Source organism: Mycobacterium sp. E342 (assembly GCF_001667665.1).
In the GTDB taxonomy this organism is placed as follows: Bacteria; Actinomycetota; Actinomycetes; order Mycobacteriales; family Mycobacteriaceae; genus Mycobacterium.
Window position 1 is genome coordinate 148,563 of sequence record NZ_LZJM01000225.1, and the last position, 17,988, is coordinate 166,550.

A 17,988-nucleotide genomic window follows, 5' to 3' on the forward strand; every position below is an offset into this window, starting at 1 on the left:
CTGCGCAGCCCCGACGAAGCGGCCCCGATGGCCGCGGTGGGGGCGCCCCCGCTGCGGGGCAGAGTGGGCGGTTGAGCACAGGGATGTGTATGAGTTGGGAGTCATCGGCATGACGATCGATCCCGGAGCCAAGCAGGCCCTCGAGCCGTGGACCGCCTTCACCCAGCAGCAGGACATACCGGACTGGATCGCGCGGGCCTACATCGAGAGCTACCGCGGTCCGCACGGCGACGACCCCGGGGCGGCGGAATCCGGTCCGATCGACCTGACCGTCCCCACGGCCATCGTGACGCCCGGGATGCTCGGCGCCCACTATCAGCTCGGCCGGCACCGCCCCTCCGGTGAGAGCCGGGTCGCGGTCTACCCGCCGGATCACCCGGCCGGATTCGGGCCCGCCCTGCAAGTCGTCACCGATCACGGCGGCATGCTGCTGGACTCCGTCACCGTGCTGCTGCACCGGCTCGGCGTGCCCTACGCCGCCATCATGACTCCGGTCTTCGAGGTGCACCGCAAACCAACGGGTGAGTTGGTCAGTGTCGACTCGAAACCCCCCGGCGCCCCGCAATACGTGGGCGAGGCGTGGATACACGTGCAACTGCTGCCGTCGGTCGACAGCAAGGGCCTCGCCGAAGTCGAACGACTGCTGCCCAAGGTCCTGTCCGACGTGCAACAGGTCGCCAGCGACGCGGGCGCGTTGATCGACACCCTGAGCGGGCTGGCCGCGAAAGTCGAAGCCAACGCGAAGGGCCACTTCTCGGCGCCCGACCGCGAGGACGTCGCGGCGCTGCTGCGCTGGCTGGGCAACGGTAACTTCCTGCTGCTCGGCTACCAACGCTGCCGCGTGCACGACGGCCTGGTCTCCGGCGACGGGTCACCGGGCCTGGGCGTCCTGCGCACCCGTACCGGTTCCCGGCCCCGGTTGACCGACGACGACACCTTGCTGGTGCTGGCCCAATCGGTCGTCGGCAGCTATCTGCGCTACGGCGCCTACCCCTACGCCATCGCGGTTCGGGAGAACGATGGCGACGGCGTCGTCGAGCACCGCTTCGTCGGGCTGTTCACCGTCGCCGCGATGAACGCGGACGTCCTGGAGATCCCAATGGTTTCCACACGGGTGCGCCAGGCGCTCACCCTGGCCGACAGCGACCCGATCCACCCCGGCCAACTACTGCTCGACGTCATCCAGACCGTCCCGCGCTCGGAACTGTTCACGCTGAGCGCTGAACGGCTGTTGACGATGGCCAAAGCGGTGGTGGACCTGGGGTCCCAGCGGCGGGCGCTGTTGTTCTTACGGGCCGACCGGCTCCAATACTTCGTCTCGTGCCTGGTCTACCTGCCCCGGGATCGCTACACCACGCAGGTGCGACTGCAGATCGAGGACATCCTGGTCCGCGAATTCGGTGGCACGCGACTGGAATTCACCGCGCGGGTGAGCGAATCACCTTGGGCTCTCATGCATTTCATGGTCCGGCTGCCCGAAAACGCGTCGCAGGTCGACGTCTCCGAGGACAACCGGGTCCGTATCCAAAGCCTGCTGAGCGAGGCCGCGCGCACCTGGACCGACCGATTGATCGCCGCGGCCGCGGAAGGTTCCGTCGAGCATGACGACGCCGAGCACTACGCGACCGCCTTCCCCGAGGTGTACAAACAGGCCGTCACCCCCGCGGATGCCATCGAGCACATCGCGATCATCAAAGAGCTGCAAGACAACTCGGTCAAACTGGTGTTCTCCGAACGGGGGGAGGAGGGCGCCGCCCAGCTGACCTGGTTCCTGGGCGGGCGCACCGCCTCGCTGAGCCAGCTGCTGCCCATGCTGCAGAGCATGGGTGTGGTGGTGCTCGAGGAGCGGCCCTTCACGGTGACCCGCCCGGACGGGCTGCCGGTGTGGATCTACCAGTTCAAGATCTCCACTCACCCGACCATCGCGCCCGCGACGACGACGGCCGAGCGGGAGGCGACCGCGCAACGATTCGCCGACGCGGTCACCGCGATCTGGCACGGCCGCGTCGAGATCGACCGGTTCAACGAGCTCGTCATGCGCGCGCGGCTGAGCTGGCAGCAAGTCGTGCTGCTGCGCGCCTACGCGAAATATCTACGGCAGGCGGGTTTTCCGTACAGCCAGTCCTACATCGAGTCGGTGCTCAACGAGCACCCCTCCACCGCGCGATCGCTGGTCGTCCTGTTCGAAGCGCTCTTCGATCCTCGCCCGTCCGGTGCATCGGCGAACCGCGACGCCCAGGCGGCGGCGGCCGCGGTCGCCGCCGACATCGACGCCTTGATGAGCCTGGACACCGACCGTATCCTGCGGGCGTTCGCCTCGCTGGTGCAGGCGACGTTGCGCACCAACTACTTCGTGACGCGAGAGGGTTCGGCCCGCGCCCGAAACGTGCTGGCCGTCAAGCTCGATGCCCAGCTCATCGACGAGTTGCCGCTGCCGCGACCCAAATACGAGATCTTCGTCTATTCGCCCCGCGTCGAAGGCGTGCACCTGCGCTTCGGCCCGGTGGCGCGGGGCGGGCTGCGCTGGTCGGACCGGCGCGACGATTTCCGCACCGAGATCCTCGGCCTGGTCAAGGCGCAGGCGGTGAAGAACGCCGTCATCGTGCCGGTCGGCGCCAAGGGAGGCTTCGTCGTCAAGCGGCCACCGATGCCCACCGGCGATCAGGCGGAGGACCGCGAAGCCGCCCGCGCCGAAGGCATCGCCTGCTATCAGCTGTTCATCTCCGGGCTGCTGGACGTCACCGACAACGTCGATCACAAAACGAAGAAGGTGAGCCCGCCGCCCGAAGTGATCCGGCGCGACGGGGACGACGCGTATCTGGTGGTGGCCGCGGACAAGGGCACCGCCACCTTCTCCGACATCGCCAACGACGTCGCCAAGTCCTACGGATTCTGGTTGGGGGACGCCTTCGCCTCCGGCGGATCGGTGGGCTATGACCACAAGGCCATGGGCATCACCGCCAGGGGCGCGTGGGAGGCCGTCAAACGCCACTTCCGGGAGATGGGCGTCGACACCCAGACCGAGGACTTCACGGTGGTGGGCATCGGCGACATGAGCGGCGACGTGTTCGGCAACGGCATGCTGCTGTCCCACCACGTCAAGCTGATCGCCGCCTTCGACCACCGGCACGTCTTCCTCGACCCCGACCCCGACCCCGCCGCCTCGTGGGAGGAACGCCGGCGCATGTTCGACCTGCCGCGCTCCAGCTGGGACGACTACGACAAGTCGTTGATCAGCGAGGGCGGCGGGGTCTACAGCCGCGAACACAAATCCATCCCCGTCAGCCCCCAGGTGCGCGAGGCGTTGGGCTTCGACAGCGACATCACCGAGATGACCCCGCCCAACCTGATCAAGGCGATCCTGCAGGCACCGGTCGACCTGTTGTTCAACGGTGGCATCGGCACCTACATCAAGGCCGAATCCGAGTCCGACGCCGACGTCGGCGATCGCGCCAACGATCCGGTGCGGGTGAACGCAAGCCAGGTGCGCGCCAAGGTGATCGGTGAAGGCGGCAACCTGGGGGTGACCGCCCTGGGCCGCGTCGAGTTCGACCTGTCGGGCGGGCGCATCAATACCGACGCCATGGACAATTCCGCCGGCGTGGACTGCTCGGACCACGAGGTCAACATCAAGATCCTGATCGACTCGCTGGTCACCGCGGGCAGGGTCGATCCCGGCGAACGCAAAGAGCTGCTGGAGTCGATGACCGACGAGGTCGCCCAGCTGGTGCTCACCGACAACGAGGACCAGAACGACCTGATCGGCACCAGCCGCGCCAACGCGGCCAGCCTGCTGCCGGTGCACGGCAGGCAGATTCAGTACCTGGTCGACCACCGGGGGCTCAACCGCGAACTGGAAGCGCTGCCGTCGGAGAAGGAGATCGACCGCAGATGCGAGGCCGGCATCGGCCTCACCTCGCCCGAGCTGTGCACCCTGATGGCGCACGTCAAACTCGGGCTCAAAGAAGAGATGCTGAACACCGAACTGACCGAGCAGGATGTGTTCGCCTCCCGGCTGCCCCTGTACTTCCCGACGCCGTTGCGGGAACGGTTCACCCCGGAGATCCGCACCCACCAGCTGCGCCGCGAGATCGTCACCACCATGCTGATCAACGACCTGGTCGACACCGCCGGCATCAGCTACGCCTTCCGAATCACCGAGGACGTCGGCGTCGGGCCGGTGGACGCGGTGCGGACGTACGTGGCCACCGACGCCATCTTCGGCGTGGGCCAGATCTGGCGGCGCATCCGCGCGGCCAATCTCCCGGTCGCCCTGTCCGACCGCCTGACGCTGGATACCCGACGGCTCATCGATCGTGCCGGCCGCTGGCTGCTCAACTACCGTCCACAGCCGCTGGCCGTCGGCGCCGAGATCAACCGGTTCGCCGCGAAGGTCAAAGAACTGAGCCCCCGGATGTCGGAGTGGCTGCGCGGCGACGACAAGGCGATCGTCGAAAAGGAGGCCGCCGAGTTCGCGTCGCAGGGAACACCCGAGGACCTGGCGTACATGATCGCCGCCGGCCTCTACCGCTTCAGCCTGCTGGACATCATCGACATCGGTGACATCAACGACATCGACGCCGCCGAGGTCGCGGACACCTACTTCGCCCTGATGGACCGGCTTGGCACCGACGGCCTGCTGACGGCGGTATCCGAACTGCCCCGAAACGACCGCTGGCATTCCTTGGCGCGCTTGGCGATTCGCGATGACATCTACGCATCGCTGCGGTCGCTGTGCTTCGACGTGCTCGCGGTGGGGGAGCCGGACGAAAGCGGCGAGGAGAAGATCGCCGAGTGGGAACACCTGTCCGCGTCGCGGGTGGAGCGGGCCCGCCGCACCCTGATCGAAATCCAGGAAAGCGGGGAGAAGGATCTTGCGACACTCTCGGTGGCCGCGCGCCAGATCCGGCGCATGACCCGCACCAGCGGGAGGGGATCGTCCAGTTGAGCGTCGGCTTTGTAGCCCCCGTACCGGTGCGGTGGTCGGACATCGACATGTACCAGCACGTCAACCACGCCACGATGGTCACGATCCTGGAGGAGGCCCGGGTCCAGTTCCTGCGTGAAGCGTTCGAGGTCGACATCTTGACCATCGGCTTGCTGATCGCCGAGGTCAAGGTGACCTACAAAGGTCAACTGCGGCTGGTCGATTCACCGCTGCAGGTGACGATGTGGACCAAGCGGTTGCGGGCGGTGGACTTCACGCTGGGTTACGAGGTGCGCTCGGTGTCCGCGGATCCGGAATCCAAGCCCGCCGTCATCGCCGAGTCGCAACTGGCCGCCGTCCATATCGAGGAGGAGCGGCTGGTGCGGCTCTCGCCACACCATCGGGAGTATCTGCAGCGGTGGATCCGATAGTCGACCGCGGGCTTTGGCTGGGTCCACAGGACCGGGCCGCCCAGCGCAGGGATCTGGCCGCGTTCGTCGATCACGCGCTGCGCCTCGACGACGCCGCGGTCATTCGCCTCCGCAACCGATCCGCAGGGCTGCTGACGGCCTGGGTGGCAACCGGTTTCGATGTGCTGGCCAGCCGCGTGGTGGGCGGCCAGGTGCGGCCCGAGGATCTGTCCGTGGGTGCCGACGCCCTGGCGCGCGGCTTGACCGCGATGGACGACTCCGGCCACGTCGATCCCGGGTTCGCGATGGACTCCGCGTGGCGGGGGGCGTTGCCCCCGGACACCGGCTTCACCCATCTCGAGGACATCCCCGCCCGGGTGGTGCTGGATCTGGCGCAGCGCGGCGCGCGACTTGCCAAGGAACACGGCAGTTCTCACGGCCCGCCGGTGTCGCTGCTCGACCAGGAGGTCATTCAGGTGAGCGCGCCCGACGCCAGCGTCGGGCTGCCCATGCGGTGCGTGTTCGCCTTGACCGCAATGGGTTTCCTGCCGCAGTCCCCCGACGCCGTCGGCGCCGACGAGATGATCCGGGTCCGGATGCTGCCCACCTGGCTGCGCATCGATGCCCGGTTCGGCTCGGTGCACCGGCGCCGCGGCGACCCGGCGTTGCTGCTGCGCTGAGGTGTCAGGCAGCGATCACCGCGGGTCACGTGCCGTAGACCATCCATAGCGGGAGAACCGAGTCGAGGTAGTCCATGAACTTCTTGAGGCCCACGCGATATTGCCCGTAGCCGTAGGGGTCTTCGGCGTACTCGGGGAAGGCGATGCCTAACCCGAACAGGCCGGGGGCAATGATTCCGTTCATCCGGTTGTAGCCCAGCGGGCCCCATTGGGGCGTCTCGGGCAGCTTCCGCGGCTCGAAACCGACGGTGTAGACGACGCGGTCACACTCGGCGACCTTCTCGTCGAAATCCGGGCTCGACACCAGGCACCTCTCCAGCCGATCCGGGCACACCCCGTCGATGTTCTCGCGAGCCCACACGGCCGCCCGCCCCTTGAGGCCGGTGTCGTCGAACAGGATCCAATCATCCAGGTAGACAGCGTATTTGAGCGGACTGCGGTAGAAGTTGATCACCTTGGCGACCGGACGCCGCAGCAGGTGCGGCAACGCGATCATCGACGAGTGCGACGAGCCGAAGACCGCAACCGTCGCCCCATCCAGCGGCACCTCGGCGAGCTTGTCGGCATCGAGGGCGACCTCGACCGGAATCTCGTCGATGGGGTAGTCGAGCCTCCTGGGTACCGCGCCGATCGCGAGAACCACGTTTTCCGAGCTCAATTCCCGATCCCGTGTTTCGATCCGCCACCGCCGTTGCGCCAGGGTCAGCTTGGTGGCCATCGTCTCGAACACGTGCACCCGTTGGCGCAGCTGCTCGGTCACCCACACCAACGGGTCGGCAACCAGGGCAAGGGCGCAGGTCTCCTCGGGGTCGACTTCGGCCAGCGGCAATGGCGGAGCATGTGAGAACCCAAAGGCCGCAGAGCCATTCAAGAAGCTCATAAAAGTCCCGGCGATGGTGTTACTGGACACCGAGCGCCACTTACCGCCCAAGTCTCCTGCGGCAAAGGCGGGATCCACCCAGGCGATCTTGTCGGGCGGTATGCCCTGATCGAGCAGCCTTCCCACCGCGGCAATACCCGCGGGTCCCGCCCCGATCACCGTCCACGCGTAGGTCGCCATGTACTAGGTATAGAGGAGCGGCAAGCCAGGCGCCGAGCCGGAAGGGCGGGATCGGATCACACGATGTCGGCGAACATCAGCGCCGTACCTGCGGCGGTGACCGTCTGAGTGACGATTTGCGCGTACGTGAGTTTAACGGTGCGCGGCATCAGTTTCGTCCAGCGCTGCGCCATCCAGCGGTACGCCCAGAAAATGGCCACCGCGCCGAACCCCAGGGCCGCGGTCCAGTTCACCATGCTGACCCAGTCCGGTGTGGCCTGGGACATGCCGTGCGCCGCGTGCTGCATCCCCGACGCGGCGCTATCCGCCGGCATGCTCATCGCAACGTCGTCCGGATGACCTGCGCGTCCCGGCAAGCTGCCCTTCATCGCCCCGTACATCCAGGCCATCGCCACCATCATCAGGGCGTAGTAGTAGTTGGTCAGCCTGCCGTCGGCGGCCCAGGGCGGGTAGCCGGCGATGCCGACGAACCACGCGCCGCCAAGCAGGAAACACGTCGCGGCAACGATGGTAGGGATGCTCATGCCCACACCCCACGCCATCATGATCATCACCGCCGACATCGCCAGGTGCAGCAGCTGGCTCACGCTGCTGGTCCAGCAGCGGCGTTGAGCGACAAGGAAATACCCGTAGGCTGCGAAGCTCACGGCGAACAGCGCCGTCACCAGCCATCGCAACGTGTTATCCACCAACCCGCCTTTCGCCGGTGGGCTCGCACGGCGTCAACTTAGTGCCCGGAATCGGCGGTTCGATCTCGGTCATGGCACGAGAGTACCCCCACAGGGTATCTCCGCCTCGGAGCCACCCCGGCGGTCCGGCAACCGGAATGCGAATACGACTGGACTGCCGCGGCTTTGGATCCGCCGTTCAGGCCAGCCACGCCGCAGCGTCCGGTGCGAGTTCGCCGTCGACCAGCGGGGCGCTGGCAATGATGAGCTCGCCCGGCGGCAGTGGGATCGGTCGGCGGCCGGCGTTCACCGCGCACACCGCCCCGCCGCCGCGGCGCCGGAAGATCAGCGCATCCCGCGGCGCGTCCAACCAGTCGATCTCGTCGCCCGCGAATTCGGTGCACTCCTTGCGCAATTTGATGACGCGCTGGAAGAACGAGAACGTCGATTCGGGGTCTGCGAGCTGGCGCTCGACGGTCAGCGCCGCCCACTCCTGCGGCATCGGTAACCACGTGTCGCGCGAGCTGGAGAACCCGAACGGGGAAGCGTCGCCCGACCACGGGATCGGAACCCGGCACTTGTCGCGGCCGCGCTCGGTATGCCCGGAGCGTTCCCACGTCGGGTCCTGCAGCACCTCGTCGGGCAGCTCGACGTCCGGCAGCCCCAGCTCCTCGCCGTTGTAGATGAACACCGCGCCCGGCAGGGCGAGCATCGCCATCGCCATCGCTTTCGCCCGGCTCAGCCCGACCTCGCCGCCCCCGTAACGGGTGACCTCCCGCCCCACGTCGTGGTTGGACAGCGTCCAGGTGGGGATGGCGTTTTCGATCGCGATGGCCTCCATCGAATTCTCGATCGCGTGGCGGATCTGGCCGGCGTCGAAGTCGATCTTGGTCAGCCGGAAGTTGAAGCCGAGGTGCAGTTCGTCGGGCCGCAAATACTCGGCCCACAGGAGGTTGTCGAGCACCCACACCTCCCCGATGGTCACCGCGTCGGGATAGTCGTCGACGATCTTGCGGATCCCGCGGTGGATCTCGTGCACGCTCGGATGATTGAAACGCGGGTCGTCGTCGCTGTGACTGAGCACTTTGACGTCGTCCTTCGCGTCCGGCAGGTCGGCCGGCTTGGCCATGCCGTGTGCGACGTCGATGCGGAAGCCGTCCACGCCGCGCTCCAGCCAGAACCGCAGCGTCTTCTCGAAATCGTCGAAGACGTCCGGGTGTTCCCAGTTCAGGTCCGGCTGCTCGGTGTCGAAGAGGTGGAGGTAGTACTGGCCCGGATTGCCGTCCGGCTCCACCACCCGCGTCCAGGCGGACCCACCGAATACCGACGTCCAGTTGTTCGGCGGCAACTCCCCATCCGGACCCCGGCCGTCGCGAAAGTAGTACCGCTCCCGCGCCTCGGTGCCCGGCCCCGCGGCCAGCGCGGCCTGAAACCACGGGTGCGCCGAGCTGGTGTGGTTGGGCACCACGTCCATGGTGATCTTGATGCCCCGCTCGTGCGCCGCCGGGATCAGGCGCTCAATGGCCGCCATCCCCCCGAACAGCGGATCGATGTCGCGGGGGTCGGCGACGTCGTAGCCGTGGTCGGCCATCGGCGAGACGGTGACCGGGTTGAGCCAGATCGCGTCCACCCCGAGCCGCTCGAGGTAATCCAGATGGGCCAGTAACCCGTCGATGTCGCCCACGCCGTCGCCGTCGCTGTCGGCGAACGACCGGGGATAGACCTGATAGAACACCGCGTTTGACCACCATGATCCGGGGCTCATCCTGCTCCGTTCGGTTGGGTATCAGAAGGGCGAATTGACCAGCGAGTGGGCGGCCATCTCGAGGTAATCGAGCAACTGGCGCCGGTGCTCGTCGTCGAGGGTCTGCGAGTCGATCGAGGCGACGGCGGTGTGCATGCAGCGCAGCCAGGCGTCCCGCTCGATGGGTGTGATCCGGAACGGGACGTGCCGCATCCGCAGCCGGGGATGGCCCCGGCGGTCTGAGTAGGTGCGCGGGCCGCCCCAGTACTGCTCGAGGAACATGCGCAATCGTTCCTCGGCGCCCGCCAGGTCGTCCTCGGGGTACAGCTGGCGCAGGATCTCGTCCTCGGCCACCTGGGCGTAGAAGCGGGACACGATCGCATGGAAGGTCTCGGCACCGCCGACGGCGTCATAGAAGGACTGGGGCTCGGAATCCATCCCCTCCATTGTGGTCCATCGCGTCGGCATCCGGCCGAGGCGGGCCGTGGGCGCTACCGCTGTTCACCCGGACGACATGCCGTTCACCTGCAATAGGGGTGCGATTGGCGACGAATCATGGTGGACTATCCGCGGAGGATCTATGGCGCAGGGCAAGAGACGCCGCAGCCACCGCAGTTCCGGTGCCGCGGCAGGGTTAACCGGGCCCCCGACCGCGTCATGCCTGCATAGCGTCGATACCCATCCCCCCACCCGTCAGGACAGCGCTTCCCTGTGGAGTCGTAGGCGGGTGCTGCTGCTCAATTCGACCTACGAGCCGCTGACCGCGCTGCCGATGCGGCGGGCGATCGTGATGGTGATCTGCGGCAAGGCCGACGTGGTGCACCATGACCCCAGCGGACCGGTGATCCACTCGGCCACCAGCTCGATCCTGGTGCCGTCGGTGATTCAGCTGCGGTCCTACGTCCGCGTTCCGTACCGGGCCCGGGTCCCGATGACCCGGGCCGCGCTGATGCATCGGGACCGGTTCTCCTGCGCCTACTGCGGGGCCAAGGCCGACACCGTCGACCATGTGGTGCCACGCAGCCGCGGCGGCGACCACTCCTGGGAGAATTGCGTCGCCTGCTGTTCGGCGTGCAACCACCGCAAGGGCGACAAGCTGCTCACCGAGCTCGGCTGGGTGCTGCGCCGGACGCCGCTGCCGCCGACGGGCCAGCACTGGCGACTGCTGTCGACGGTCAAGGAGCTCGACCCGGCGTGGGCGCGTTACCTCGGCGAAGGCGCGGCGTAGCGCCCGGATCGCACGACATCTCGTGTCCGAGTGTGCCGAGAGCTCACCGCGTGGGATACGGTTCTCGTCGTGAGCCTTTTGCAGATTCACCTGTACTTCCTCGGGATACCTTTGCTGCTGGTGGCGGTGCTGGCGTTGCTGACCGTGGCCCGCAGGGGGCCGCACCCGGCGACCTACAAACTGGGCGAGAAGTGGACGCACCCGCCGATCCTGTGGGCGGCCACGGACGAAGACGTCGGTCACGCGCACGGCGGGCACGACACACCGGAATTCGCAGTCGGAGGTGGCGCCAGTGGCACGTGGTGACGTAGCGACGATCGAGCCCGGCGAGCTGCCCAACGGGTGGGTGATCACCACCAGCGGGCGGATCTCCGGGGTGACCGAGCCGGGCGAGCTGTCCGTTCACTACCCGTTCCCGATCAAGGACCTCGTCGCCATCGACGACGCCCTGAAGTTCGGCTCGCGGGCGTCGAAGGCGAGGTTCGCCATCTACCTCGGCGACTTGGGCAACGACACCGCCGCGCGGGCCCGCGAGATCCTGGCCAAGGTGCCGACGCCGGACAACGCGGTGCTGCTGGCGGTCTCACCCGACCAGAAGGTCATCGAGGTGGTCTACGGCTCGCAGGTCCGCGGCCGCGGCGCCGAGTCGTCCGCGCCCCTCGGGGTTGCCGCCGCGTCGTCGGCGTTTCAGCGGGGCGACCTGGTCGACGGGCTGGTCAGCGCGATCCGCGTCCTGAGCGCGGGAATCGCCCCGGCCTAACTGCTCCGCCCATCGCGCGAGGGTGCGCAAATGCACGCCGAGCGCGGCGTGTCGCCGTACAAACACGCGCTCGCGTCAGGCGTTATCAGGCCGCGTCGAACCGGCGGGCCCGTAGGGCCCGTTTCACGCCGGCCTGGCCCTCCAGCACCAGCCGTCGTAGAGCGGGCGGCACCTCGGGGTCGGACAGGAACCTGTCGGCGGCCGCGATGCCGCCCTCGCTGATGTTCCAGTGCGGGTAAAGCCCGATCACCACGGTCTGCGCGACCTCGCTGGACCGTCGTGCCCACACGCCGGATATCGCCTCGAAATAGCGGTCAGTGAACGATGCGAGCAAGGCGTGCTGCCCGGGCGGGGCGAAGCCCGCGATGATGGACCGGGCCGTGATGTTGGCCAGGGTGTCGTCCTCGATCACCGTGGTCCAGGCCTCCTCCTTGACCTGCCGTTGCGGCCGCGCCGTCGCCGCCTGCGCGCCGTGCCGCTTGCCGGCGGCGGTCGGGTCGCGCTGCACCTCCGCGTCGATGAAGGGCGTGCCGGGCCCGTCGGCGTCGATCTCGCCCGCGCCGGCGAGCGCGGTCACGATGCGCCACCGCAGGTCGGTGTCGATCTCGAGGCCGGGCAGCCCCAGCTCGGCCAGGTCGTGGTCGAGCAGGTCCGCCAGCGTCACGACGTGCCGGGTCGACAACACCGACGAGCACAGGCTGTTGACGAAGGCGAGCTGGTGATCGGAGCCGGGCTGCGCCGCGCGCGCCAGCTCCAGCAGCCGGTCGGCGAACTGCGGCCAACCCTGCTCGCGCGCCCAGCCCGGCTCGGCATAGGAAGCCAGCGCCGTCTGCGCCTGCAGCAGCAGCCGCTGCGCCACCCCGACCTCGGTTTCGGCGTGCACCCCGGTCGAGACCAGGGCCACGAAGTCGCGCGCCCGCATTTCGGCCTCGCGGGTCATCTCCCACGCCGCCGACCACACCAGGGAGCGTGGCAGCGGCTCGGCGATGTCGGCGATGCGCCGCAGCGCGGTCTGCAGTGACTCCTGATCGAGCCGCAGGGAGCAGTAGGTCAGGTCGTCGTCGTTGACCAACACCAGCTGGCCGCGCGAAACACCTGCCAGCGCAGGGACTTCCGTGACAGGGCCCTCGACATCGAGTTCTTCCCGCCGCACCCGCACCAGCTTGCCGGCGCCGTCGTCGTCGTAGATGCCGATCGCCAGCCGGTGCACCCGGGTCTCGCCGGCCCCGGGCGCGGCACCGCTCTGCGTCACCGCGAATCGGGTGAACCTCCCGTCGCCGTCGGTGTCGAAGTCGGCGCGCAGCGTGTTCAGCCCGGTCGTCTTCAACCATTGCCGCCCCCAGTCCGACAGGTCCCGGCCCGACGACTTCTCCAGCGCGGCGACCAGGTCGTCGAAGGTGGCGTTGCCGAATGCGTGGGCGCGGAAGTAGTCGCGCAGACCGGCCAGGAATTGCTCCAGCCCGACGTAGGCGACGAGCTGCTTGAGGACCGAGGCGCCCTTGGCGTAGGTGATGCCGTCGAAGTTCACCTCGACCGCGGCCAGGTCGGGGATGTCGGCGGCAATGGGGTGCGTCGACGGCAGTTGGTCCTGGCGGTACGCCCACGACTTCTCGACCGTGGCGAACGTCGTCCAGGCCTCGGTGAATTCGGTCGCCTCCGCCTGGCAGAGCACCGAGGCGAAGGTGGCGAACGACTCGTTGAGCCACAGGTCGTCCCACCAGGTCATGGTGACCAGGTCCCCGAACCACATGTGTGCCATCTCGTGCAGCACGGTTTCGGCGCGCCGCTCGTAGGAGGCGCGGGTGACCTTGCTGCGAAAGACGTAGTCCTCCAGGAAGGTCACCGCGCCCGCGTTTTCCATTGCGCCGGCGTTGAATTCGGGGACGAACAGCTGATCGTACTTGCCGAACGCGTACGGCAGTCCAAAGTTCTTGTGGTAGAAGCCGAATCCCTGTTTGGTCTGGGTGAACAGCCGCTCGGCGTCCATGTGGCGCGCCAGGGATTCCCGGCAGAAGATCCCCAGCGGGATCTCCCCGTGTTCGTCGGTGTAGGTGTCTTTCCACTCCGCGTATGGGCCGGCGATCAGCGCCACCAGATAGGTGCTCATCTTCGGAGTCGCGGCGAACGTGTGCACCCCGTCCTCGATCGACACCGTGGCGCCGTTGGAGACCACCTTCCAGTGCCGGGGGGCCGTCACCCGCAGGTCGAACGTCGCCTTGAGGTCGGGTTGGTCGAAGCAGGCGAACATGCGCTTGGCGTCCGCGGTTTCGAATTGCGAATACAGATACGTCTCGTTGTCGACCGGGTCGACGAAGCGGTGCAACCCCTCGCCGGTGTTCGAGTAGCGACAGTCCGCGTCGACGACGAGCACGTTGTGTTGCTCTAGTCCGCGCAACGCGATGCCGGTCGATTCGTCGTATCCGGACACGTCGATGTCGTGACCGTTGAGCGTGGCACCACGCACCGTCTCGGCGGCGAGGTCGATGTACGTGTCGGCGCCCGGGAGCGCGTCGAACACCACCGTGGTCGTGGATCGGAACGTGCGGTCGCCCGGGTTCCCGCCGCCATCGGTGACATCGAGCTGGATCTGGTAGCTGTCGACGGTGATCAGGGCCGCGCGTTCGACGGCCTGGTCCCGGGTGAGATTAGGAAGGGCCACGCGTCCAACTTACGTGCCCGGATCGCATCCGGGGCACTGCGGGAACAGGGTCGCGGCGCCTACGGTTGTGCTGAACGGTGTGTCGACCGACGAGAGGACTGCGCTATGTCTGACAAGGCTGCCGGGAAAGACCAAGCCGATTTCTGGTTCGATCCGCTGTGCCCGTGGTGCTGGATCACGTCGCGCTGGATCCTCGAGGTGGAGAAGGTCCGCGACATCGACGTGCACTTCCACGTGATGAGCCTGGCGGTCCTCAACGAGAACCGCGAGGGCCTGCCCGACAAGTATCGCGAGATGATGAAGCACGCCTGGGGGCCGGTCCGGGTCGCGATCGCCGCCGAGCAGGCCCACGGCGCCGGAGTCCTGGACCCGCTGTACACCGCGATGGGCACCCGAATCCACAACGAGGACAACAAGAACCTCGAGGAGGTCATCAAGTTGTCGCTGGCAGACGCCGGCCTGCCCGCCGAGCTCGCCGAGGCCGCGCACAGCGACGCCTACGACGACGCCCTGCGCAAGAGCCACCACGCCGGCATGGACGCCGTCGGCGACGACGTCGGCACGCCGACCATCCACGTCAACGGCGTGGCCTTCTTCGGGCCCGTGTTGTCGAAGATCCCGCGCGGCGAGGAGGCCGGCAAGCTGTGGGACGCGTCGGTGACCTTTGCGTCCTACCCGCACTTCTTCGAGCTCAAGCGCACGCGCACCGAGAAGCCCGAATTCGACTAGATCATCGGGCGGCGACCCGCGGCGCCCGGTCCTCCGCAAGCGGGTGGGGTACCCGCGGATCTGGGGAGTGCCCCCATCGTCGCACTCGCGATCGCCGCGGCGAGCGGCCCGTGTAAGGATTGCGGGCATGCGCGTCTACCTCGGCTCTGACCACGCCGGATTCGAGCTCAAGCAGCAGATCATCGAGCACCTCAAGGCGTCCGGGCACGAGCCGATCGATTGCGGTGCCTACACGTACGACGCCGAGGACGACTACCCGGCGTTTTGCATCGCGGCCGCGATTCGCACGGTGGCCGACCCGGACAGCCTGGGCATCGTGCTGGGCGGGTCGGGCAACGGCGAGCAGATCGCGGCCAACAAGGTGCCCGGAGCCCGGTGCGCGCTGGCGTGGAGCGTGGAGACGGCGACGCTGGCCCGCGAACACAACAACGCCCAGTTGATCGGGATCGGTGGTCGCATGCACACCGTCGAAGAGGCGCTGGCAATCGTGGATGCGTTCCTGACCGCGCAGTGGTCGAAAGCCGAACGTCACCAACGGCGTATCGACATTCTCGCCGACTACGAACGCACCCATCAGGCGCCGCCGGTGCCCGGCGCACGGGCCTAGGCGCCCATGCCCGAAGGGCACACCCTGCACCGGCTGGCCCGGCTGCACCAGCGCCGGTTCGGCGGTGCGCCCGTCGCGGTGTCGAGCCCGCAGGGCCGCTTCGCCGCCGACGCGGCCGTGGTGGACGGCCGCGTGCTGCGCCGCACCAGCGTCTGGGGCAAGCACCTGTTCCACCACTATGACGGCGGCCCGATCGTGCACGTGCACCTGGGCCTCTACGGCGCCTTCACCGAATGGCCACGCGAGGACGCGGTCCTTCCCGAGCCGGTCGGGCAGGTGCGGATGCGCATGGTCGGCGCCGAGTACGGCACCGACTTGCGCGGGCCGACGGTCTGCGAGGTGATCGACGAGGGCCAGGTTTCCGATGTGCTGGCCAAGCTCGGCCCCGACCCGCTGCGCAACGACGCCGACCCGTCCTGGGCGTGGAAGCGAATCAGTAAGTCCCGCAGGCCCATTGGTGCACTGTTGATGGATCAGACCATCGTCGCCGGCGTGGGCAACGTTTACCGCAGCGAGCTGCTGTACCGCCACAACATCGACCCGTTCCGCCTGGGCCGGGACATCGGCCGGGCGGAGTTCGATGCGGCGTGGACCGACCTGGTGGCGCTGATGAAGGTCGGCTTCCGCCGCGGCCAGATCGTCGTGGTGCGGCCCGAGCACGACCACGGCCCGCCGTCGTATCGGGCCGGGCGGCCGCGGACGTACGTCTACCGGCGCGCCGGCGAGGCCTGCCGCGTTTGCGGAGATTCGATCCGCACGTCCGTGCTCGAGGGGCGCAACGTGTTCTGGTGCCCGACGTGCCAGAAGTGATGCGGCTCACCACCATTGCGCATTCCCCAAGGTGGCGCCGGTTGGCAGGAAACTCTCAGCAAGAAACGCTGACGTCTACTGTTTGAGCGCGTCTCCGGGGAGGTATTGGTAGGAGCCGTGAATACTCTTCCACGTTTAGCTGCAACGGTTTCCGCGGTCGTCGGGTTGGGGCTGGTTGGGCTGGGTGCCGCGGTCAGCGCCCAGGCCCAGCCCGCGCCATTGCCCGATTACCACTGGTGCCCGGGGCAAGGGTGGGACCCGGGTTGGGGACAGAACTGGGACTCGAACAACTGCCACGATGACCGCCATCGCGACATGGACGGCAACGACCACAGCCATGACTGGAATGGCCCGGGACCCGACCAACGCGGTCCTGGCTGGCCCGGTGGACCGGGCCCTTATCAGCCGCAGCCCTGGCAACACTGATTCCGTCGATGGGTGCGGGCCGCGTGCGCGTGGCCCGCACCCCCAACGTCAGGTCGCCGTCCGCGCTTCCGCAATGACTCCCAGCGTCGCGTAGACCTCGTTGCTCAGCGCGAGGCTGCGCGGGTCCGCATTGGCCTTGGTGGCGTCGAAGCGATTCGCCACGTACGCGTAACCGATGCGGTGTTCCAAATCGACGAACCCGAAGGAGCCGCCCAGGCCGCCGTGGCCGAAGATCCGCGGGTTGGGCCCGTTGACGCACCGCTGGTTGAGCATGTAGCCCAGGCCCCAGCCGTGGTCGGCGACCCGTGGCCCCAGCACCAAGTCGGTGTCCAGGCCACCCTGACACTCCCGCACCAGGTCCATGTGCTCGCGGCTGAGCACCTTCTCCTGGGCGAGCGCGTTGTAGAACGTCGCCAGCCCCAGGGCCGACACCTGCCCGTTCGTGCCCGGGAACTCGAGTTCCCGCCACAGCTGCAAGTCGTGGGAGCCGAGCTCGTCGTCGGGGGCGAACCCCATCGAGATCGACAGCCCGGCCTTGGGATGTTCGGCCAGGCTGACCGGGTGGCCGGGGGCCTGCGCGTCGGCCAGCAGGTCACGGGCGTGCGGCTTGTTGACCCGTTCGGCGCAGCGACGTTGTTCGGCCAGGGGCAGCCCGATGTGGACGTCGGCGCCCAGCGGTTCGGCGATCTCGGTGCGCAGGTACTGGCCGATCGTCCGGCCCGTGACGCGGCGGAACACCTCGCCGAGGATGAACCCGAACGTGGTCATGTGGTAGCCCTGGGCGGTGCCCGGCTCCCAATAGGGTTCGGCGGCGGCCAGCTGGTGGCAGACGAAGTCCCAGTCGGCGACGTCTTCCCAGCGCATCCGGGTGCGGGGTCCGATCACGCCGGATCGGTGGCTCATCACCATCGCCAGCGTGATGTCTTGTTTGCCGGCTTGCGCGAACTCGGGCCAGTAGTGGGCGACCGGAGCCTGCAGGTCCAGCTCGCCGCGGTCGGCCAGTTGATGGACACAGGTGGCCGATAACCCCTTGGTGCCGGACAGCACCGTGGTCAGGGTGTTCTGCTGCCAGGGCCGGGTGTGGGCGGCGTCGGCCCAACCGCCCCAGAGGTTGACGACGAGGTCCCCGTCCACCCAGACCGCGACGGCCGCGCCGACTTCATCGCCCCGCGTGAAGTTGAGTTCGAATGCCTCGCGCACTCCGACGAAGTCCGGCGCGCATGAGCCGTGGATCGGCGCATCCGTTTCCAGGTCGCTCATGGCGCCTCTCTGTGGAGCAG

General features: G+C 67.9%; 15 protein-coding genes. 9 read left to right on the forward strand and 6 right to left on the reverse strand.

Translation table 11 applies throughout. The features are described from left to right. Positions 1–109: 109 nt before the first annotated feature. From A5692_RS17425 to A5692_RS17435, 3 genes are read left to right on the forward strand one after another with little or no spacing between them, the layout of a single operon-like run. Entirely contained in the window at positions 110–4,948 is a 4,839-nt protein-coding gene (locus tag A5692_RS17425; protein WP_068058103.1) for an NAD-glutamate dehydrogenase, read from the forward strand. Next, positions 4,945–5,358, forward strand: a complete 414-nt coding sequence (locus A5692_RS17430) for a thioesterase family protein (RefSeq protein WP_055400158.1) — start codon at positions 4,945–4,947, stop codon at positions 5,356–5,358. The genes A5692_RS17425 and A5692_RS17430 overlap by 4 nt, the downstream gene beginning before the upstream one ends. Continuing rightward, positions 5,355–6,017 (forward strand): hypothetical protein, encoded by a 663-nt coding sequence (locus A5692_RS17435; protein ID WP_369830300.1) that lies wholly within the window; start codon positions 5,355–5,357, stop codon positions 6,015–6,017. The genes A5692_RS17430 and A5692_RS17435 overlap by 4 nt, the downstream gene beginning before the upstream one ends. Before the next feature lie 25 nt (positions 6,018–6,042). Here A5692_RS17435 and A5692_RS17440 read toward each other — a convergent pair whose 3' ends face one another. From A5692_RS17440 to A5692_RS17455, 4 genes are all read right to left on the reverse strand, one after another. Continuing rightward, positions 6,043–7,056: a pyridine nucleotide-disulfide oxidoreductase gene (locus tag A5692_RS17440; protein ID WP_068058105.1), complete on the reverse strand. Its 1,014-nt coding sequence runs from the start codon at positions 7,054–7,056 to the stop codon at positions 6,043–6,045. A gap of 77 nt (positions 7,057–7,133) precedes the next feature. Continuing rightward, positions 7,134–7,742, reverse strand: coding sequence for a DUF5134 domain-containing protein (locus A5692_RS17445; protein ID WP_156766131.1), 609 nt, complete (start codon positions 7,740–7,742; stop codon positions 7,134–7,136). Positions 7,743–7,944: 202 nt separating this feature from the next. After that, complete coding sequence (locus tag A5692_RS17450) at positions 7,945–9,510, reverse strand: glycoside hydrolase family 13 protein (protein ID WP_068058040.1); 1,566 nt, start codon at positions 9,508–9,510, stop codon at positions 7,945–7,947. Between the two features lie 21 nt (positions 9,511–9,531). Then, positions 9,532–9,927 (reverse strand): globin, encoded by a 396-nt coding sequence (locus A5692_RS17455; protein ID WP_068058107.1) that lies wholly within the window; start codon positions 9,925–9,927, stop codon positions 9,532–9,534. A 142-nt stretch (positions 9,928–10,069) separates the two neighbouring features. Between A5692_RS17455 and A5692_RS17460 the strand changes: the two genes are divergently transcribed. The 3 genes from A5692_RS17460 to A5692_RS17470 all read left to right on the forward strand — a co-directional run bounded on the left by A5692_RS17460 (position 10,070) and on the right by A5692_RS17470 (position 11,477). Then, positions 10,070–10,717, forward strand: coding sequence for an HNH endonuclease (locus A5692_RS17460; protein WP_068058041.1), 648 nt, complete (start codon positions 10,070–10,072; stop codon positions 10,715–10,717). Positions 10,718–10,795: 78 nt separating this feature from the next. Beyond that, positions 10,796–11,023, forward strand: coding sequence for a hypothetical protein (locus tag A5692_RS17465; protein WP_068058110.1), 228 nt, complete (start codon positions 10,796–10,798; stop codon positions 11,021–11,023). Next, positions 11,010–11,477: a DUF5130 domain-containing protein gene (locus A5692_RS17470; protein WP_067921988.1), complete on the forward strand. Its 468-nt coding sequence runs from the start codon at positions 11,010–11,012 to the stop codon at positions 11,475–11,477. Before A5692_RS17465 ends, A5692_RS17470 begins: the two co-directional genes overlap by 14 nt. Positions 11,478–11,562: 85 nt before the next feature. Here A5692_RS17470 and pepN read toward each other — a convergent pair whose 3' ends face one another. Then, positions 11,563–14,136, reverse strand: a complete 2,574-nt coding sequence (pepN, locus tag A5692_RS17475; RefSeq protein WP_068058043.1) for an aminopeptidase N — start codon at positions 14,134–14,136, stop codon at positions 11,563–11,565. Positions 14,137–14,241: 105 nt separating this feature from the next. On the opposite strand from pepN, the gene A5692_RS17480 reads away from it, so the two are divergent. The 3 genes from A5692_RS17480 (at position 14,242) to A5692_RS17490 (ending at position 16,282) form a co-directional block, all read left to right on the forward strand. Continuing rightward, positions 14,242–14,865, forward strand: a complete 624-nt coding sequence (locus tag A5692_RS17480) for a DsbA family protein (protein WP_068058045.1) — start codon at positions 14,242–14,244, stop codon at positions 14,863–14,865. Between the two features lie 127 nt (positions 14,866–14,992). Further along, the gene (locus tag A5692_RS17485; protein WP_068058047.1) at positions 14,993–15,472 is read left to right on the forward strand and encodes a ribose-5-phosphate isomerase; all 480 of its coding nucleotides are present in this window, start codon (positions 14,993–14,995) and stop codon (positions 15,470–15,472) included. Positions 15,473–15,478: 6 nt separating this feature from the next. Next, on the forward strand, positions 15,479–16,282 hold the full coding sequence (locus A5692_RS17490; protein WP_068058049.1) for an Fpg/Nei family DNA glycosylase: 804 nt from the start codon (positions 15,479–15,481) through the stop codon (positions 16,280–16,282). Between the two features lie 474 nt (positions 16,283–16,756). On the opposite strand, the gene A5692_RS17495 is transcribed toward A5692_RS17490, so the two are convergent. Next, positions 16,757–17,968 (reverse strand): serine hydrolase domain-containing protein, encoded by a 1,212-nt coding sequence (locus A5692_RS17495; RefSeq protein ID WP_068058051.1) that lies wholly within the window; start codon positions 17,966–17,968, stop codon positions 16,757–16,759. Positions 17,969–17,988: the final 20 nt, after the last annotated feature.